The sequence below is a fragment of the Mycobacterium sp. AMU20-3851 genome, assembly GCF_043974665.1.
Classification (GTDB): Bacteria; Actinomycetota; Actinomycetes; order Mycobacteriales; family Mycobacteriaceae; genus Mycobacterium.
In genome coordinates this window covers 937,867-954,887 of sequence record NZ_CP146371.1, presented here as the reverse complement: position 1 = coordinate 954,887, position 17,021 = coordinate 937,867, and the positions used below count along the sequence as shown (strand labels likewise).

General features: G+C 68.8%; 14 protein-coding genes. 7 read left to right on the top strand and 7 right to left on the bottom strand.

Annotated features, from left to right (window positions below; all coding sequences use genetic code 11):
• Window positions 1-32 precede the first annotated feature (32 nt).
• The 4 genes from V4U86_RS04720 to V4U86_RS04705 all read left to right on the top strand — a co-directional run bounded on the left by V4U86_RS04720 (window position 33) and on the right by V4U86_RS04705 (window position 4,607).
• Window positions 33-2,009 carry a biotin carboxylase N-terminal domain-containing protein gene (locus tag V4U86_RS04720; RefSeq protein ID WP_395310130.1) on the top strand — a complete coding sequence of 659 codons (1,977 nt, stop codon included), beginning with the start codon at window positions 33-35 and terminating at the stop codon, window positions 2,007-2,009.
• A complete protein-coding gene (locus tag V4U86_RS04715) occupies window positions 2,006-3,166 on the top strand; it encodes an acyl-CoA dehydrogenase family protein (protein WP_395310129.1) in 1,161 nt (386 codons plus the stop codon). Before V4U86_RS04720 ends, V4U86_RS04715 begins: the two co-directional genes overlap by 4 nt.
• Window positions 3,166-3,927 carry an enoyl-CoA hydratase family protein gene (locus V4U86_RS04710; protein WP_395310128.1) on the top strand — a complete coding sequence of 254 codons (762 nt, stop codon included), beginning with the start codon at window positions 3,166-3,168 and terminating at the stop codon, window positions 3,925-3,927. The genes V4U86_RS04715 and V4U86_RS04710 overlap by 1 nt, the downstream gene beginning before the upstream one ends.
• Window positions 3,928-4,031: 104 nt before the next feature.
• On the top strand, window positions 4,032-4,607 hold the full coding sequence (locus V4U86_RS04705; protein ID WP_395310127.1) for a DUF1707 SHOCT-like domain-containing protein: 576 nt from the start codon (window positions 4,032-4,034) through the stop codon (window positions 4,605-4,607).
• 17 nt (window positions 4,608-4,624) lie between these two features.
• Here the strand turns inward: V4U86_RS04705 and V4U86_RS04700 are convergent, their stop codons facing one another.
• Both V4U86_RS04700 and V4U86_RS04695 read right to left on the bottom strand, forming a co-directional pair.
• Window positions 4,625-6,586, bottom strand: a complete 1,962-nt coding sequence (locus V4U86_RS04700; protein ID WP_395310126.1) for a VWA domain-containing protein — start codon at window positions 6,584-6,586, stop codon at window positions 4,625-4,627.
• Complete coding sequence (locus tag V4U86_RS04695; protein ID WP_395310125.1) at window positions 6,579-7,973, bottom strand: sigma 54-interacting transcriptional regulator; 1,395 nt, start codon at window positions 7,971-7,973, stop codon at window positions 6,579-6,581. The genes V4U86_RS04700 and V4U86_RS04695 overlap by 8 nt, the downstream gene beginning before the upstream one ends.
• Before the next feature lie 94 nt (window positions 7,974-8,067).
• Between V4U86_RS04695 and V4U86_RS04690 the strand changes: the two genes are divergently transcribed.
• Window positions 8,068-9,081, top strand: coding sequence for an alpha/beta hydrolase (locus tag V4U86_RS04690; RefSeq protein WP_395310124.1), 1,014 nt, complete (start codon window positions 8,068-8,070; stop codon window positions 9,079-9,081).
• 172 nt (window positions 9,082-9,253) lie between these two features.
• Window positions 9,254-10,129, top strand: a complete 876-nt coding sequence (locus V4U86_RS04685; RefSeq protein ID WP_395310123.1) for a DUF559 domain-containing protein — start codon at window positions 9,254-9,256, stop codon at window positions 10,127-10,129.
• 21 nt (window positions 10,130-10,150) lie between these two features.
• On the opposite strand, the gene purH is transcribed toward V4U86_RS04685, so the two are convergent.
• From purH to sfnG, 5 genes are all read right to left on the bottom strand, one after another.
• Complete coding sequence (gene purH, locus V4U86_RS04680) at window positions 10,151-11,713, bottom strand: bifunctional phosphoribosylaminoimidazolecarboxamide formyltransferase/IMP cyclohydrolase (protein WP_395310122.1); 1,563 nt, start codon at window positions 11,711-11,713, stop codon at window positions 10,151-10,153.
• 12 nt (window positions 11,714-11,725) lie between these two features.
• Window positions 11,726-12,361, bottom strand: coding sequence for a phosphoribosylglycinamide formyltransferase (purN, locus tag V4U86_RS04675; protein WP_395310121.1), 636 nt, complete (start codon window positions 12,359-12,361; stop codon window positions 11,726-11,728).
• Between the two features lie 10 nt (window positions 12,362-12,371).
• On the bottom strand, window positions 12,372-13,811 hold the full coding sequence (locus tag V4U86_RS04670) for a cell division protein PerM (RefSeq protein WP_395310120.1): 1,440 nt from the start codon (window positions 13,809-13,811) through the stop codon (window positions 12,372-12,374).
• 63 nt (window positions 13,812-13,874) lie between these two features.
• Window positions 13,875-14,852 carry a DUF5336 domain-containing protein gene (locus tag V4U86_RS04665; RefSeq protein ID WP_395310119.1) on the bottom strand — a complete coding sequence of 326 codons (978 nt, stop codon included), beginning with the start codon at window positions 14,850-14,852 and terminating at the stop codon, window positions 13,875-13,877.
• Window positions 14,853-14,909: 57 nt separating this feature from the next.
• Window positions 14,910-16,040 (bottom strand): dimethylsulfone monooxygenase SfnG, encoded by a 1,131-nt coding sequence (gene sfnG / locus V4U86_RS04660; RefSeq protein WP_395310118.1) that lies wholly within the window; start codon window positions 16,038-16,040, stop codon window positions 14,910-14,912.
• A gap of 114 nt (window positions 16,041-16,154) precedes the next feature.
• Between sfnG and V4U86_RS04655 the strand changes: the two genes are divergently transcribed.
• Window positions 16,155-17,003: an LLM class F420-dependent oxidoreductase gene (locus V4U86_RS04655; protein ID WP_395310117.1), complete on the top strand. Its 849-nt coding sequence runs from the start codon at window positions 16,155-16,157 to the stop codon at window positions 17,001-17,003.
• Window positions 17,004-17,021 lie beyond the last annotated feature (18 nt).

Sequence of the window (17,021 nt, the reverse complement as noted above, 5' to 3'; positions counted from 1 at the left end):
GAGCGCCCGTGCGAAGAGCAGAGAGCACAGCGATGATTCATAAGATTCTGGTCGCCAACCGCGGCGAGATCGCCCGCCGGGTATTCGCCACCTGCCGGCGCCTCGGCATCGGCACCGTCGCGGTGTACACCGACCCCGACGCCGGGTCCCCGCATGTCGCCGAGGCCGATATCCGGGTCCGGCTGCGCGACCGGGGCGGCTACCTCGACGCGGGTCAACTCATCGACGCGGCCCGCAGCGCCGGTGCCGACGCCATCCACCCGGGATACGGATTCCTGTCCGAAAACGCCGATTTCGCGGCGGCGGTGGCCGAGGCGGGGCTGGTCTGGATCGGCCCACCGGTGCCCGCCGTGCAGTCGATGGGCTCCAAGATCGAGGCCAAGAAGCTGATGGCCGCCGCCGGTGTCCCGGTGCTGGCCGAACTGGACCCGGACGCGGTGACCGCCGAGGACCTGCCGGTGCTGATCAAGGCATCCGCCGGTGGGGGCGGACGCGGTATGCGGGTGGTGCGCGACCTGGCGGCACTGCCCGCCGAAGTGGCGGCGGCGCAACGGGAAGCACAGTCCGCCTTCGGCGACCCGACAGTGTTCTGCGAGCGCTATCTGGCCGGCGGCCACCACATCGAGGTACAGGTGATGGCCGATCGGCACGGCACGGTGTGGGCGGTCGGTGAACGCGAATGCTCCATCCAGCGCCGACATCAGAAGGTCATCGAGGAGGCCCCGTCCCCACTGGTGCAGCGCATCCCGGGGATGCGCGACAAGCTGTTCGAGGCGGCCCGGTTGGCCACCTCGGCGATCGGCTACACCGGCGCGGGCACGGTCGAGTTCATGGCCGACGCCGCACCGGACCGGGAAGGCGAGTTCTTCTTCCTAGAGATGAACACCAGACTGCAGGTCGAGCACCCGGTCACGGAGGAGACCACCGGACTCGACCTCGTCGCGCTGCAGATCGACATCGCCGAGGGCCTCCCGCTCGGGCCGCAACCACCTGCGGCCACCGGGCATTCCATCGAGGCCCGCCTCTACGCCGAGGACCCGGCCAGGGACTGGCAGCCGCAGGCCGGTGCCGTGCACCGGTTCCGCGTGCCGGGCGTGCGCGCCGAGTTCGGCACGCTCGGGCAGACCGGCATCCGGCTGGATTCGGGCATCGTCGACGGGTCGCAGATCTCGGTGTTCTACGACCCGATGCTGGCCAAGGTCATCTCCTTCGCGCCAACCCGGGAGCGGGCGGCGGCGGTGCTGGCCGACGCGCTGGCCCGCGCCCACATCCACGGTGTCGGCACCAACCGGCACCTGCTGGTCAACGTGCTGCGACACCCGGCGTTCCTGGCCGGGGACACCGACACCGCGTTCTTCGACACCCACGGGCTCGCCGAACTCGCTGCGGGCCCGCCGGACGCCACGGAGTTGTCGGCGCTGGCCGCCACCCTCGCCGACGCCGCGCACAACCACAGCACCGCAACCGCTTTCGGCCCCGCACCCAGCGGATGGCGCAACCTCCCCGCCGGATACCAGTCCCGCGGCTACCTGGACGCCTCCGGCGCCGAACTGACGGTTCGCTACCGGTTCGACCGGACCGGGGTGGAACTTCCCGATACCGGCAACGTCACCGTCCGGTCGGCCACCGCCACCCGGGTGGTGCTGTCAATCGACGGTACCGAGCAGACGTTCGAGGTGGCCCGCTACGCAGACGAGGTGTTCGTGGACTCCCCGCTCGGGCCGGTCCGGCTGACCTGCCGGCCGCGTTTCCCCGCCCCGGATTCGGCTCTGGCGCACGGTTCCCTGCTCGCCCCGATGCCGGGTGCGGTGGTGCGGGTCGGCGCCGCCGCCGGCGACACCGTCACCGCCGGGCAGCCGCTGATCTGGTTGGAGGCGATGAAGATGGAGCACACCATCTCCGCGCCGGGCGACGGTGTGCTCGCCGAACTCAACGTGCAGGCCGGCCAACAGGTCGAGGTCGGCACCATCCTGGCCCGAATCGACAGTACGCAAGGAGATCAATCATGACCGGCTTCATCGAGACCGAAGAGCAGCAGGCGCTGCGCAAGGCCGTCGCGGCCATGGCGGCCAATTACGGCCAAGACTACTACCTGGAGAAGGCCCGGGCCGGTGCCCACACCGACGAACTGTGGTCGGAGGCAGGAAAACTCGGCTTCATCGGGGTCAATCTTCCCGAGGAGTACGGCGGCGGCGGGGCGGGCATGTATGAGCTGTCGCTGGTCATGGAGGAGATGTCGGCGGGCGGTTGTCCGCTGCTGATGATGGTGGTCTCCCCCGCCATCAACGGCACCATCATCAGCAAGTTCGGCACCGACGAACAGAAGAAGCGTTGGGTCACCGGGATCGCCGACGGGTCGATCACCATGGCCTTCGCCATCACCGAACCCGACGCCGGCTCCAACTCCCACCGCATCACCACCACCGCGCGCCGGGACGGCAGCGACTGGATCATCAAGGGCCAGAAGACTTTCATCTCGGGCGTCGACCAGGCCCAGGCCGTGCTGGTGGTCGGCCGCACCGAGGACCACAAGACCGGCAACCTGAAGCCGGCGCTGTTCGTGCTGCCGACCGACACACCGGGTCTGAGCTGGACCAAGATCGACATGGAGATCCTCAGCCCGGAATCCCAGTTCCAGGTGTTCCTCGACGACGTCCGGGTACCCGCCGACGCCCTGGTCGGGTCCGAGGATGCGGCGATCGCGCAGCTGTTCGCCGGGCTCAACCCGGAGCGGATCATGGGCGCGGCCAGCGCGGTCGGCATGGGCCGGTTCGCCATCGACAAGGCGGTCGAGTACGTCAAGACCCGCCAGGTCTGGAAGGTCCCGATCGGGTCGCACCAAGGTCTGGCACATCCGTTGGCGCAGAACCACATCGAGATCGAGCTCGCAAAGCTGATGATGCAGAAGGCCGCCGCCCTCTACGACAGCGGGGACGACTTCGGGGCCGCCGAGGCGGCGAACATGGCCAAGTACGCCGCCGGGGAAGCCTCGGTGCGCGCGGTCGACCAGGCCGTCCAGTCCCTGGGCGGCAACGGCCTGACCTCCGAGTACGGCATCGCCGCCGCGGTGACGGCGTCCCGGTTGGCCCGCATCGCCCCGGTCAGCCGGGAGATGATCCTGAACTTCGTCGCGCAGACCTCGCTGGGCCTGCCCCGGTCGTACTGATGACCGCACTCGTCGGCTACCGGGTCGAGGGCCGGGTCGCCCGGCTGACACTGGATTCCCCGCACAACCACAATGCGCTGTCCACCGCCCTGGTCGAACAGCTGCACCGCGGTCTCGACGAGGCCGTCGCGGCCGGGGCGCGGGTCGTGGTGCTCGGGCACACCGGCCCGACGTTCTGCGCGGGAGCGGATCTGAGTGAGGCGGCCGGCCGGGAGCCCGGCGACATCGCGGTCGACCGGGCCCGGGAGATGACCCGGCTGTTGCGGGCGATCCTCACCGCGCCGATCCCCGTCATCGCCGCGGTCGACGGACACGTCCGGGCCGGCGGCATGGGGTTGATCGGGGCGTGCGATATCGCGGTGGCGGGGCGGGCGAGCACGTTCGCGCTCACCGAGGCCCGCATCGGCGTCGCCCCGTCGATCATCTCGCTGACGTTGTTGCCCAAGATGACGGCTCGCGCCGCGGGGCGCTACTTCCTCACCGGGGAGAAGTTCGGCGCCGAGCGGGCCGCCGAGATCGGGCTGGTGAGCATCGCCACCGAGGACGTCGAGGCCGCGGTGGAAGGGCTCACCGCCGATATCGCCAAGGCCTCCCCGCAGGGGCTGGCCGCGTCCAAGGCGCTGACCACCGCGTCGATCCTGGCCGGTTTCGATGCCCGCGCCGAGCAGCTGACCGCGCAGTCCGCCGAGCTGTTCGGGTCCGCCGAAGCCCGCGAGGGCATGCTGGCCTTCCTGCAGAAACGCCGTCCGGATTGGGCGTGAGTCCGCGCTGCGGGTTTGCCAGTTCGTGAGGCGAGCTTGCATATACCGGTGTGCGACGTAGGCTCGTCCCTGATGAGCGCCTGTTCGAAGAACCGAGGACGAAGATGAGCACTTCGTCCTCGCAGAACGACTCGACGCGTGCCGGCGACGCCGAGCGCATCCAGGTGGCCCAGCTGCTGACCGACGCTGCCGCCCAAGGCCGGCTCACCACCGACGAGTACGAGCAGCGCCTGGCCAAGGCCTACGCCGCCACCACCCACGGTGACCTGGCACGGCTGTCGGTCGATCTGCCGGATTTCGCCGCCACCACGAGTTCGGGGCCGCGCACACCGGCGCCGTCGACGGTGCTGCTGGCCATACTCAGCGGTTTCGAACGGCGCGGACGCTGGAACGTCCCGAAGCGGCTGACGGCCTTCGCGCTGTTCGGCGGCGGCGTGATCGATCTGCGGTACGCCGATTTCACCTCCCCGGAGGTGGACATCCGGTCCATCTCGATCTTCGGCGGCCAGACCATCCTGGTCCCGCCGGAGGTCAACGTGGCGATCCGGGGACACGGCGTGATGGGTTCGTTCGACCATGTCAGCGAGCAGGGCACGCCGGGGGCACCGTGCGTGACCGTCCGCGGGTTCTCGCTGTGGGGCAGCGTGGGCGTCAAGCGCAAGAAACGCAAGTCCAACTAATTATTTGCTGAAACCGGCTACCGGCGACGCGCTCGCAGGTAGTCGCCGACGACGGCCGCGCCCAGCCCGTCCAGATCCGGCACGACCACCCGGCCCCCCTCGCGGCGAGCGACCTGATCGATGAACCGGGCCAGTCCCGGGTCGCTGCCCAGCCGGAAGATGGTGAGCTGCGCGCCGAGCGCGGCCAGATCGTCGAACCCCTTCACCGTCAGCGCGATGGTGCGCGGATGCGGCGGATAGTAGAAGAACGCCTCGGCCCCGTCCCCGAAGTCCTCCAGGTGCGCGGTCGGTTCGCCGTCGGTGACGATCAACACGACCGGCTGCGCGTTGGGATGGCGGCGCAGATGCCGGGCCGCCAGTGCCAGCGCGTGGTGCAGGTTGGTCCCCTGATCGCGCACCCCCTCCAGCGCGGTCAGTTCGGCCGCGGTGACGGTCCGGGCGTGCCGGCCGAAGGCGATGATCTCCAGGTCGTCGGAACGGAAACGGGTGCTCACCAGATGGTTGAGCGCCAGCGCGGTCCGCTTCATCGGCAGCCAGCGGTTCTCCATCACCATGGAGAAGCTGGTGTCCACCAGGAGCGCGACGGCCGACTGGGTGCGGGTCTCGGTCTCGGAGATCTCCACATCCTCGACGCTGATGCGCAGCGGGCAATCGGACGGGGCACCGGCTTGCCGCAGCACAGCGTTCGTCAGCGTTCTGGTGACGTTCCACGGTTCGGTGTCGCCGAATGCCCAGGGCCGGGTGGCGCCGGTGAGTTCCCCGGCCGCGCCGGCCCGCCGCGTCTCCCGTTCACCGTGCCGCCCCGACAGTTGGCGCGCCACATCGCGCAGCGCGGTCTGGCCGAGCTGACGCATCGCCTTGGGTGAGAGTCGCCATTTGCCGTCCGAGCCACGGTCCAGGAAGCCCTGACTGGTCAGTGCGCGTTCCAGTTCGGCGAGGGTGCGGGCATTGACCGCGGCCTCCTCGCCGAGCTGGCGGGCCAGCATGTCCAGGTCGACGTCGTCCATGCTGGCGCCCGAATAGCTTTGCGAGAGCTGCTCGGCCAGCTGCTCCAGCTCGCTGATGTCGGCCAGTGCCTGGGTGCCCTGTCCCATTCCCAGCGGATCGTCACCGCTGAATTCCTCGGAGCCACCCCAGTCCTCACCGGGCCGAGCCGCCTGCAGGTTGGCGTCCAGCCGGTTCAGGGCGTTCATCAACGACGGGGACCCGAAGGCCTGTTGGGCCAACGAATCCAGCTCCGCGCGTTGCGATTCGGACAGGCTGTTGCGGAACCGCTGGGCCGCGGCGGCGCGTTTGGCCAGCGAGTCCATCAACTCGTCGACGTTGCGCGGGTTCTCCGGGAAGTACTGGCCGTGTTCGGCCATGAACTTTTCGAAGTCCTCGTCGGTGTCGGTCCCGTTGTTGTGCTTCTCCAACAGGTCGTTGAGGTCGTCGAGCATCTTGTTGATGGCTTGCCGGTCCTCGTCGGTGGCGTTCTGCAGCGCCTCCTTCATCCCGGCGAAGCGTTGGTCGAGCATTTCCCGGCCGAGCAGATCCTTGATCTGCTCGTACTTCTGCCGGGCTTCCGGTGAGCGCCAGTCATATTCGGCGAGTTCCTGTACCGCCTTGGCCGGGGAAGGCGAGAGCGCCTCCATCTGCATCTCGCCGAAGCGGGCGTCGTCGTCGAGCGCACGGGCCAGTTCCTTGCGCTCGGCCAGCACGGCCTCGTCGAGCAGCTTCTTCACCTCGGCCAAGGTGCCGTCGAGGTTGTTGCGCTGCAACAGTTCCCGGCGGCGGCGGTTGGCCTCGGCGGCGAGCCGGTCGGCGCCCGGCATGTTCTCGGTGCCGCGGCGCATCAACTCCTGCAGGGCCCGGCGCGGGGAGGCACCGGACATGACGTCCTCGCCGATCGCGTCCAGCGCCTCGCGCAGATCCACCGGCGGGGCCAGTGGGTCCGGCCCGCCGGTGTAGCGCGAGTACCTGGAGAGGTGTTTAGCCATAGACGGTTTCGCCCTCGTCGGATTGCTTGTCGATGCGTTTGGCCAGATACAGGCCCTCCAGGGCCAGCTCGACGGCCGCGGCCCGCTGCCCCTCGGTCTGTGCGCCGAGGCGTTCGGCGATCTCGTCGAGCACCGGCAGATCGGGCAGTGCGGCCAGCACGTCCTTGGCCGACACCCGCTCCCCCGTGGTGACCGGGGATCCGGATTCCACGGCGGCCACCAGCGGGCCGACGTCGACACCACCCAGCGCCCGGGACGCGGTCTCGGCGGTGGCCCGACGCAGCAGATGCTCCATGACGGCCTGTTCGCGACCTTCCTCACCGGATTCGAACTCCAGCTTGCCGCGCAGCACGTCGATCACGGTGCCGAGGTCGACCACCCGGGCCACCGGATCCTGCTCGCCGAGAACGGCACCGCGGTGCCGGGCCGAGGCGGCCACGGTCTCGGCGGCGGCGATGGCGAAGCGGGCCGAGACACCGGACCGCTGATCCACCGCGGTGGATTCGCGTAGACCGCGGGCGAACCGGGCGATGACGGCCAGCAGGTACTCGGGCACCTCGGCGGACAGGTGCGCCTCCTGCGCGATGACGCCGACCTCGGCATCGAGTTCGAGCGGGTAGTGGGTACGGATCTCGGCGCCGAACCGGTCCTTGAGCGGGGTGATGATGCGGCCGCGGTTGGTGTAGTCCTCGGGGTTGGCACTGGCCACCACGAGCACGTCCAGCGGCAGTCGCAGCGTGTAGCCACGCACCTGGATGTCGCGTTCCTCCATCACGTTGAGCATCGCGACCTGGATGCGCTCGGCGAGGTCGGGCAGTTCGTTGACGGCCACGATGCCGCGGTGCGAGCGCGGGATCAGTCCGTACGCGATGGTCTCCGGGTCCCCGAGGCTGCGCCCTTCGGCGACCTTGATGGGGTCGATGTCGCCGACCAGGTCGGCCACGCTGGTGTCCGGGGTGGCGAGCTTCTCGTTGTAGCGCTCGCTGCGGTGTATCCAGCCGATGGGCAGGTCGTCACCCGAGGTGGCGGCCCGGCGGATCGACTCCGGGGTGATCGGGCTGTAGGGGTGCTCGTGCAGTTCGGAGCCCTCGATGACCGGGGTCCACTCGTCGAGCAGCCCGATCAGCGACCGCAGCAGTCGGGTCTTGCCCTGGCCGCGCTCGCCGAGCAGCACGAAGTCGTGGCCCGCGATCAATGCGCGCTCCACCTGGGGCAGCACGGTGTCCTCGAAGCCGAACAGACCGGGCCAGATCTCGGTACCGTCCGCCTCCCCCGAAGCGAGCTTGTCGAGCAGGTTCTCCCGGATTTCCTGCTTGATGCTGCGCTCCTGATGGCCCGAGGAACGGAGCTCGCCGAGGGTGCGGGGCAGATCGTTGGGTGACGTCACGAGGTCCACGCTACGACGGCTGTCGAGTATGAGCTTGCCCACCTGACCGATGGGCCCGCGGATACCCGACCAATTACCCAGTACCCTGGGTATCGTGAATTTGCTCGAATGGCGAGATCGGCCCACAACGGTGCAGTTCGGCCCGGCGGCGTGGCAGACCCGGTTGCTGAACGTGTTCTCGGCGCTCTTCATCCGACCGGTGCTCGGCGTGCTCACCGTGCTCGGTCTGGTGATCAACCGGATCACGCCCGCGACGCTGCAGCGCGCCCGCCTGGATGTCATCGATGCGCCGATGCGGATACTGCGTCCGCTGCGTGGCACGGTCGTCACACCCACCCGGTTACCGGACTGCCCGGCCGAATGGGTCGTCGCCCCCGGTTGTCAGGACGCGGACCGGGTGATCATCTACTTCCACGGCTCGGCGCTGGTGACGCTCGGCCTGAACACCTACCGGCGGTTCGCCTCCAAGTTGTCCGCGGCGTCGGGTTCCCGGGTCTTCAACGTGGGCTATCGACTCGCCCCGCACGCCACCATCGAGGAGGCGGTGGCCGACGGCCTGGAGGCCTACCGGTTCGTGATGGCCAGCGGGGTGCCGCCCGAGCAGATCGTGTTCGCCGGGGATTCGGCGGGCGGACTGATCGCCGCCGACACCGCGATCGCCGCCCGCGACGCCGGGCTGCCGGTGCCGGCCGGCCAGGTGTTGTTGTCCGCGTTGACCTCTGCCGATATGGAGATCAAGTATCAGGCCATCAAGGAACATTTCGACGTGCTGTTCCCGGCCTCGACGGTGAAGTTCATCTACGACGTGTTCGCGACCGTGAACGGCACCCGGCCGGTGCCGGTGATGCCCGCCGAGACGAACATGACCGGACTGGGCCCGTTCCTGCTGCAGGTCGGTACCCACGAGATGCTGCGTAACGACACCTTCGTGCTGGCCGATCAGCTCTCAGCCGACGGCGTGCCGGTATGGGTTCAGGTGTGGGACAAGACGATGCACATGTTCCAGCTGTATTTCGACCTGAGCCCGGACGCGGCGCGGGCCGTCGCCGAGATCGGTTCGTTCGTCGAATACGTCACCGCGGCGGGCCGCACCGAGGCCAGCGCCTGACTGCCCTGTTGGCCGAACGGCCACTTGTGGCACGCTTTTTCACGAAACACGTGTCGCAAATGGCCACTCGACCAGGTGGATTTGTCCACAACGGCCGATCGATCCCCAAATAGGCGTGCCACTGAGGGCGGGAGGCCAGTTCCTCGTCCGAGCATGCGCACACCGTGTCGTCATGACTACACACCCCTTTCTCGGCACCGAGGCACTCGCAGCCGGCCGGGTCAGCCGCCGCGCACTTCGTCGATACCGGTCGATCCACCGGGATGTGTACCTGGCCCCGGATGGAGTCGTCACGCCGACAGTCCGCGCCCAGGCCGCGTGGCTCTGGTCGGGACGCGGCGCCATTGCGGGCGGCCTGTCCGCGTCAGCGCTGTACGGAACGAAGTGGATCGATCCGGTCGCACCCGCCGAACTGTTCCGCGTCAACGGCAAACCCGTCAACGGGATCCTGATCCATCGCGATGTACTCCAAGATGGCGAATACCAGCTCTTCCGTGGAATTCCTGTCACGACTCCGGCTCGAACAGCATTTGATCTCGGCCGTCGGAAAGGGCCGACCCTGGCCGTCGAGCGCATCGACGCACTGGCGAATCAAACCGGGGTGACCGCATCCGAGGTCTTCACCCTGATCGATAGGCACCCCGGTGTCCGCGGCCTCGTTCAGCTTCGCACGGTGATCTCGCAGATGGACGGCGGTGCCGAGTCCCCCCAGGAGTCCAGGACTCGTCTGGTGCTCGTCAATTCCGGATTACCCAGACCACGCACCCAGATAAGGGTCCACCCTTACCGCGTGGATATGGGTTATGACGAGTTCAAGGTGGGCGTCGAGTACGACGGCGAACAGCATTGGAAAGACCCGAGCCAGCATGCCCGGGATATCGACCGATTGGCTGATCTGGCATCCCTGGGGTGGCGGATCATTCGCGTCAGCGCCCAGATCCTGCGCTACCGGCCGCAGGTGATCGTGTCCCGAACATGCGAAGCCCTGCGCGACGGCGGCGCCGAGTGGCCAGTTATTTCACGCATTCTCGACGGTCGCGTGTCATAACTGGCCACTCGACGGCGGTGTTCAGTGGGCGAAATGCCTTGCGCCGGTGAGGTAGAGCGTGATGCCGGCGGCCGTGGCCGCCGCGGTCACCTCGTCGTCGCGGACCGATCCACCCGGGTGCACGATGGCCTTCACCCCGGCATCGGTCAGCGTCTGCAAGCCGTCGGGGAACGGGAAGAACGCGTCCGAGGCGGCGACCGCACCCAGTACCCGGTCCCCGCCGCGCTCGACGGCCAGCCGGGCCGCATCCACACGATTGACCTGTCCCATCCCGACGCCGACGGTGGCTCCGTTGGCCGCCACCACGATGGCATTGGATTTCACTGCGCGGCAGGCGCGCCAGGCGAAGACCAGATCAGCCAGTGTCCCCGGGTCGGCGGGTTCGCCGGTCGCCAGCGTCCAGTTATTCGGGTCATCCCCGTCGGCGTCGAGCGCATCGCGCTGCTGCACCAGTAGCCCGCCACTGATCTGGCGGTAATCGACTGCGGCACCTTCCGGTTCAGCGGCCACCAGGATGCGGATGTTCTTCTTCTTCGACAGCGCCTCCACCGCACCGGGCTCGTACGCGGGCGCCACGATCACCTCGGTGAAGATGTCGGCCACCGTCTCGGCCATCTCCACGCTGACCGTGCTGTTGGTGGCGATCACCCCGCCGAAGGCCGACAACGGATCACAGGCGTGCGCCTTGGCATGGGCATCGGCGACCGACACCGAGGACACCGCGATACCGCACGGGTTGGCGTGCTTGATGATCGCCACACACGTCTGCTCATGGTCGAACGCGGCCCGCCAGGCCGCGTCGGCGTCGGTGTAGTTGTTGTAGGACATCTCCTTGCCGTGCAGTTGCTCGGCGTGGGCCAGGCCCGGCCAGCCGGTGTCGTCGCGGTACAGCGCGGCCTTCTGGTGCGGGTTCTCGCCGTAGCGCAGCACGGCGGTCCGCCGGGACGCCGAGCCGACCCAGCGCGGCAGGCCGGTGTCCTGCTCCTCGGGTGAGAGCACCGAGACCATCCAGCCGGCGACCGCCACGTCGTACTCGGCGGTGTGCTGGAAGGCCAACGCGGCCAGCTTCTTGCGCTCGGCCAAGGTGAAGCCGCCGGCGCGCACCGCGGCCAGCACACCGTCGTAGCCGAGCGGGTCGACGACGACGGCCACGCTGGGATGGTTCTTCGCGGCCGCGCGCACCATGGACGGGCCGCCGATGTCGATCTGCTCGACGCACTCGTCGGGTCCGGCGCCGGAGGACACCGTCTCGCTGAACGGGTAGAGGTTCACCACCACCAACCCGAACGGCTCGATGCCGAGATCGGTCAGCGCGGCCTCGTGCTCGGGCTTGCGCAGATCGGCGAGCACGCCGGCGTGCACCTTGGGGTGCAGCGTCTTGACCCTGCCGTCGAGGACCTCCGGGAATCCGGTGACGTCCTCCACCGGGGTCACCGGGACACCGGCGGCAGCAATGGTTTTCGCGGTCGAGCCGGTCGAGACGATGCTCACGCCCGCCTCGTGCAGGCCGCGGGCGAGGTCCTCGAGCCCGGTCTTGTCGTACACACTGATCAACGCGCGCTTGATCGGCCGCTGGTCACTCATTGCTGTCTCTCCTCAACATCCGAACATCGCTTTTCGTCCGGTCCAGGTCACACCGCGCGTGGCCAGCGCGGCCAGCACGTCCACCAGCAGCCGTCGTTCGACGACCTTGATGCGTTCGTGCAATGTCTCTGCGGTGTCATCCTCGTGCACCGGCACCGCCTCCTGCGCCAGGATCGGCCCGGTGTCCACCCCGGCGTCGACTAGGTGCACGGTGCATCCGGTGACGCGCACGCCGTAGTCCAGGGCGTCGGGGACGGCCCGCGCGCCGGGGAATGCCGGCAGCAGCGCCGGGTGGGTGTTCACCACGCGGCCGTGGAACCGGCCCAGGAATTCCGGTCCGAGCAGTTTCATGAAGCCCGCGCTGACGATGAGGTCCGGCTCATGGGCGGCGACCGCCTCGGTGAGCGCGGTATCCCAGGCCGCGCGGTCCGGGTGGTCGGCCAGCCGCACCTGGAACGACGGGAGGCCCGCCGACGCGGCGATGTCCAGGGCCGGGCAGGCGCGGTCCGCGCCGACGGCCACGACCCGGGCCGGGTAGTCACCGGCAGCGGATTCCAGCACCGACGCCAGCAGCGATCCGGTGCCCGACGCCAGTACCACCAGTCGAGCCGGCACGGTCGCCGGCACTCGGACTGGTTGCTGCTGCACTCGCAGCAGCCTAGTCGCCCTGCTCGGGCCGCTTTTCGGCGGTCATGTCCCCGCCGTCGCCGTCGACCATGAAGTGGTCCTCCGGATCGAACTCGGGATCGAACGCGGCATCGTCGGGAAGGCTCACGGGTGCGGGCGGTTCGGGGCGGGCCCGGTCGTCGAAGGCGGGCTCGTCGAAGGCCGCGTCGTCGAATGCGGCGTCGTCGAATGCGCTGGGATCGCCCAGCACGATGGTGTCCGCGGGCGGTTCCAGGTCGACGACATCGGTGATGGCGTCCTCGTCGGCGTCGTCCGCGGGTACCGGCGCCGGCGCCGGCTTGGCCGGCTTCGGCCTGTGCGCCAGCCCGCCCGCCATGGCCACCGTCAGGCCGCCGACGGACAGGAACCACAGGAACACCGCCGGCCCGAAGGTGGTCTGGTCGACGCCCACGTCACCGAAGTTGCCCAGCCGCCCGCCTCCGGCATAACCCAGCAGCGCCATGGTCACCGCGGACACCGCCGCCGCGACGGTCAGCTTCGCCGCGGCGATCGGCAGCGGCTCGGCGCGGCGCGCACATTGCTGGCCCAATCCCACCGCGGAGACCGCGGCGACGATCAACAGCGCCACCCAGATCGGGCCCAGGGGCGGGGTGGGTGCCGCGGCGAGCACCGGTACGGCCGGGATGTCCCCGCCCAGCACGGTGAAGGAACTGAAGTTGGCCAGCCCGATGTGTGCGCTGGACCCGACCGCCACGGCGGCCGTCCCGACCAGGACGTTCGGGATGTAGAGCACCGACAGCAGAGCGAGGCTGAACTGGCCGAACATCGAGTCGGTGATGCCGAAGAGATCGTGCATGGTGCCCCAGTGCACGATGATCGAGCCGACGGCGACCACGCCGGACAGTCCGAGCAGCGCTAGCACCCCGGTCGCCGCCGCGCGCAGTGCTTCGGGCAACCAGCGTGGCATCCAGGGCAACGTCTGCAAGCGACCCGTCATCGCCACCCCGACCAGCGCGCCGATGGCGTGCACCGCCAGCACCCCGGCGAACGCCCGGGAAGCGTCCGGGGTCTGCAACTCGGTGATCACCGAGGACGCGTCGTGGATGACCGCCAGCGCGACGGCCGCTATCAGCAGCGGGCCGCCGAGCGCCGACGCCACCACCCAGCGGATGACGAACCAGGAGGAGCGGGCCGCGGCGGCCGCGGTGGTGCGCGCGGTCCCCCACACCATCAGCAGCACCGGCAGCAGCGGCATGACGCCGAGCTCGCGGCCCCCGATGGAGACCGGCACCTGGTGCACGCCCAGCCACATGCTGGCGATCGCCCCGAAGGCGCCGGTCATGTCGCTGTTGGCGATGAGCAACTGGATCAGCGTCACCGCCGCGATCACGCCCAGTGCGACAACCGACGGCCCGAATGCGACCCTGAGCAGGTCTCGGGCCTGACGGCTGCCGACTGACCGGTTGTCCACCACTAGCTGGGTCGCTCCTCGCGCGCGTCTGCGCATCCGACGTCCGGATGCGCGACGCCCAGACTACGACGAGGAAGTGCCGGACTGCGGCGAGGACTCAGGCGGTGTCGCCGAGGACGGCGGCTGGGCCGGAAGCCCGGTGGTCGGCGCCCCGGCACCCTGTGAAGAACCCTGGCCGTAGCCCGTCGCTTCGCCCGTCCTGGACGGCTGGCCGAAGGCCGGGAAGCCGGTGGGCGGGGTCGGCGGCCCACTGTGGCCCTCGTGGCCACTGTGGCCCTCGTGGCCACCATGGGCACTGTGGCCCTCGTGAGCGCCCTGGCCGCTCTGGGCTCCGTACCCGCCCTGGCCGGCGGACGGGAAGCCGCCGGTGTTCTGGCCGCCCTGGTAACCGCCGTACTGCGACGGGTACCCGGGACGCTGCTGCGACTGGTGCGTGGGCGCGCCGTACTGCTGGCCCGGCTGACCGTAGTACGGGGCCCCGTACTGCCCGTAGGGCTGTTCGTAGCGCGGCTTGGGTGCCGGCGCGGTGAGCACACCGGCATCGAACAGCAGCGCGGCGATGGCAACGCCGGCCTGCAGCACCGTGGTCGCGATGATCAGGTACAGCCCCCAGCCGATGGACAGCCCGGCCGGGGCGTTGATGACCTCGGCCAGCACCAGCAGGAAGGACAGTGTCGAGATGACGGCCACCACGGCGGTGGCCACCTTCTGCTTGGGCAGCAGGCCGACGACGGCCAGCAGTCCGGCAAGCACCGAGGCCGCGACCGCCAGGCCCAGGCCGGGGGTGCTGCCGCTGGCGCTGCCGAACTGCGGGAAGTCGGAATTGCTGATGGTCAGCATCGGGCCGAAGTTGAAGGCGTAGGTGGCCAGACCGAGTGCCGCGACGGTGCCGGTCAGGTACAGCGGGAGCTTGCTGGGTCCCGCCGACGAACCTGCCGAACCTTCGTGCGTGTCGCCGACCTTGCCGAACTGCTGCGTCGGCGCGTACTGGCTGCCCTGCTGGGCAGGCGGATATCCGGGGTTACCGGGCGGGTAAGTCATGACTCTCCTGTGTGAGCGATTTCAAAACCACGCTAGCGCAACCCGGACCCCCGTGGCTCAGGCCGATACCAGCACCGGAGCGTCGGCCGCGCTCTGGTCGGAGGCCTCGATTTCGCGGACCAACGGCTGGACCTTTTGCCCGAAGTACTCGATTTCTTCCTGGAAGTGGAGGAAGCCGCCCAGTATGAGGTCGACTCCGCGTTTGCGGTACGCCGCGATCCGCTCGGCGATCTGCTCGGGCGTCCCGATCAGCTGGGTACGGAATCCGTCGTTGTACTGGACGAGATCCTCGAAGGACGAATCCGCCCACATGCCCTTCTTCTCGCCGGTCGAGTTCCCGGCCTGCTGCACGGCGTCCCGGAACCCCTCGACGGCGGGCTTGTTGGCCTTGGCGACGATCTCGCGCAGCGTCTCTTTCGCCTCTTTCTCGGTGTCCCGGGCGATGATGAACCCGTTCAGCCCGACCTTGACCTCCCGGTTCACCGTGCGGGCGTGGTCACGCACCTCCACCAGCTGTTCGGTGATCCCATCGAAGTCCTTCCCGTTGGAGAAGTACCAGTCGGCGTACAGGCCGCCGTTGCGGCGCGCTGCGGTGGAGTTCCCGCCCTGGAACAGCTCCGGATTGGGGCGTTCGGGCGTGTTGACCGGTTTGGGCTTGAGGGTGAAGTCGTGGATGCGGTAGAAGTCGCCGCGGAAGTCCACGTCGTCCTCGGTCCAGATCTTGCGCAGCACCTGCAGGAACTCCGCGCTGCGCCGGTAGCGTTCGTCGTGCTCCAGCCACGGTTCGCCCAGATGGGTGAACTCGTCCTTGAACCAGCCCGAGACCACGTTGACCGCGAACCGTCCGCCTGACAGGTGATCGGCCGTGGCGCCCAGTTTCGCCAGCACGGCGGGCTGCCAGAGCCCGGGGTGCACGGCGGCGATCACCTTGAGGCGCTCGGTGGCCAGCAGCAGCGCCAGGCTGAAGCTCGTCGACTCGTGCTGGAACTCCGCACCGTAGCTGGCCTCGTACCGCACCTGGGACAGTGCGTACTCGAACCCGTTGTTCTCGGCGGTCTGGGCCAGCTTCTTGTTGTACTCGTAGTTCCAGTCGGTGCGCTGCTCGATATCGCTGGTGACCAGGCCACCGCTGACGTTCGGCACCCAGTAGGCGAACTTGATCTGGTCGGCGATGCGTTCGGTCGTCATGGCTGCCATCGCAACAAGTCGGGCGGTCGAAGTCACCAATAACGATCCGGCTGAACCGAACCGCTCGAGGGCGCGCCCTTGTGCGACGGACTAGAACACGTTCTAATTCTGATCATGGACTACGGGCTCGTACTTTTCACCAGTGACCGCGGTATCGCTCCGGCCCCGGCGGCCAAGCTGGCCGACGACCACGGCTTCACCACCTTCTATGTGCCCGAGCACACCCACATCCCGATCAAGCGGGAGGCCGCGCATCCGACCACCGGTGACGAGTCGCTGCCGGATGACCGCTACATGCGCACCCTGGATCCCTGGGTCAGCCTGGGCACCGCCTGTGCGGTCACCAGCCGGGTGCGGTTGTCGACCGCGGTGGCCCTGCCGGTGGAGCACGACCCGATCACCCTGGCCAAGTCCATCGCGACGCTGGACCATCTGTCCGGCGGGCGGGTCAGCCTCGGCGTCGGATTCGGCTGGAACACCGACGAATTGGCCGACCACAAGGTTCCGCCGGGCCGGCGGCGCACCATGCTGCGCGAGTACCTGGAGGCCATGCGCGCGCTGTGGACCGAGGAAGAGGCTGAGTACGACGGCGAATTCGTGAACTTCGGGCCGTCCTGGGCCTGGCCCAAGCCGGTGCAGGCGCACATCCCGGTGCTCGTCGGTGCGGCGGGCACCGAGAAGAACTTCAAGTGGATCGCGAAGTCCGCCGACGGCTGGATCACCACCCCGCGGGATTTCGACATCGACGAGCCGGTGAAGCTGCTGCAGGACACCTGGGCCGCGGCCGGGCGCGACGGGGCCCCGCAGATCGTGGCGCTGGACTTCAAGCCCGATCCCGAAAAGCTGGCCCGCTGGCGCGATCTCGGCGTCACCGAGGTGTTGTTCGGCCTGCCGGACAAGCCCGAGGCCGAGGTCGCCGCCTACGTGGAGCGACTGGCGGGCAAGCTGGCCCAGCTGGTCTGAATCTCATAGCTGGTTCTC